Origin of the sequence: Tropicimonas sp. (assembly GCF_047971885.1) — a bacterium.
GTDB lineage: Bacteria > Pseudomonadota > Alphaproteobacteria > Rhodobacterales > Rhodobacteraceae > Tropicimonas.
Map to the genome: position 1 here is coordinate 1 of NZ_JBKEAE010000157.1, position 1,749 is coordinate 1,749.

A 1,749-nucleotide genomic window follows, 5' to 3' on the forward strand; every position below is an offset into this window, starting at 1 on the left:
TTCGCCATCATGTATTTCCTGCTGATCCGGCCGCAGCAGAAGAAGCTCAAGGCGCATCAGAAGATGGTGTCGGAACTGCGCCGGGGCGATCAGATCGTCACCCAGGGCGGCATCATCGGCAAGGTGAGCAAGGTCAAGGACGACGGCGAGCTGGAGGTCGAGATTGCCGAGGGCACGAAGGTGCGCATCGTCCGCGCCACCGTTGCCCAGGTACTCAGCAAGACAGAGCCGGCCTCGGAAGGCTGACGTACTCCCCAACAGGGCTTTCTCCATGCTTCAGTTCCCAACCTGGAAACGCCTGCTGATCTGGGGCGTTGTCGTCGTGGCTCTGGTCATGGCGATGCCGAACCTGTTCTACCAGCGGGTCGAACGCCACAACGATGCGGTCAAGGTCATCGCGGCAGCGGGCGAGACGCCGGACCGGGCGGCCGATGCCGCCGGATGGCCGTCGTGGCTGCCGTCGAATCTCGTCAACCTCGGGCTCGATCTGCGCGGCGGCGCTTATCTGCTGGCCGATGTGCAGGTCGAGGATGTCTATGCCGACCGGATGGACGCCTTCTGGCCCGAAGTGCGCGACGGCCTGCGCGACGAGCGCGACACGGTTGGCGCGATCCGCCGGGTCGATGCGCCGCTGGGCGAATTGCGGGTCAGGATCGGCGAACCCGAGGGCATGGCCCGCGCCATCGAGGTGGTGCGCGGCCTGTCGCAGCCGATCCTCAGCCTGACCGGGGCGGGGTCGAACGACATCGTGGTGACAGGGCAGGGCGATACCCTGACGGTGACGCTTTCGGATGCCGAAAAGCAGGCGATGGACGACCGGACGGTGCGCCAGAGCCTCGAGATCGTGCGCCGGCGGGTCGACGAGGTCGGCACCCGCGAGCCGACCATCGTGCGTCAGGGCGACAGCCGGATCGTCATCCAGGTGCCCGGCATCGGATCGGCCGACGAGTTGAAGCAACTGATCGGAACCACCGCCAAGCTGACCTTCCACGGGGTGGTGAGCCGTACCAGCGACGCCGGAGCCAGCCCCGGAGCGCGCAATTTTGTTGCCCCGTCGATGGACGAGAGGGGCGTTTTCTATATCCTCGAACAGGAAACCGTCGTCTCGGGCGACCAGTTGACCGATGCCCAGCCCTCGTTCGACCAGAACGGCCGGCCGGCGGTCAGCTTCCGCTTCAACCCGACGGGTGCGCGCAAGTTCGGCGACTATACCGCCGGACATGTCGGCGAGCCCTTTGCCATCGTGCTCGACAACGAGGTGATCTCGGCCCCCGTCATCCAGGACCATATCGCCGGCGGCTCGGGGATCATCACCGGCAACTTCACCATCGAGGATTCGACACAGCTTGCCGTTCTGCTGCGCGCCGGCGCCCTGCCGGCCAAGATGGAGTTCCTCGAGGAACGCACCATCGGCCCCGAACTGGGGCAGGACAGCATCGACGCCGGCCGGCTGGCCTCGGTTGTCGGGTTTGTCGCGGTGATCGTGCTGATGGTGCTGTCCTACGGGTTGTTCGGCGTCTTTGCCTCGATCGCGCTGGCGATCAACATGGGGATGATCTTTGGCGTGCTGTCGGCGATCGGCGCAACGCTGACCCTGCCCGGCATCGCCGGTATCGTGCTGACCATCGGCATGGCGGTTGACGCCAACGTACTGGTATTCGAGCGGATCCGCGAAGAGCTGAAAACCGCCCGCGGCCCGGCACGCGCCATCGAACTGGGCTATGAGCGCGCGATGTCGGCCATCGTCGA

Annotated in this window: 2 protein-coding genes; both read left to right on the forward strand. The window is 65.8% G+C overall.

The genetic code is table 11. The features are described from left to right. On the forward strand, positions 1 to 246 hold a 246-nt coding region (yajC, locus tag ACK5IR_RS13405), incomplete at its 5' end, for a preprotein translocase subunit YajC (protein ID WP_416929677.1). Positions 247 to 271: 25 nt separating this feature from the next. Next, on the forward strand, positions 272 to 1,749 hold a 1,478-nt coding region (secD, locus tag ACK5IR_RS13410), incomplete at its 3' end, for a protein translocase subunit SecD (protein WP_416929678.1).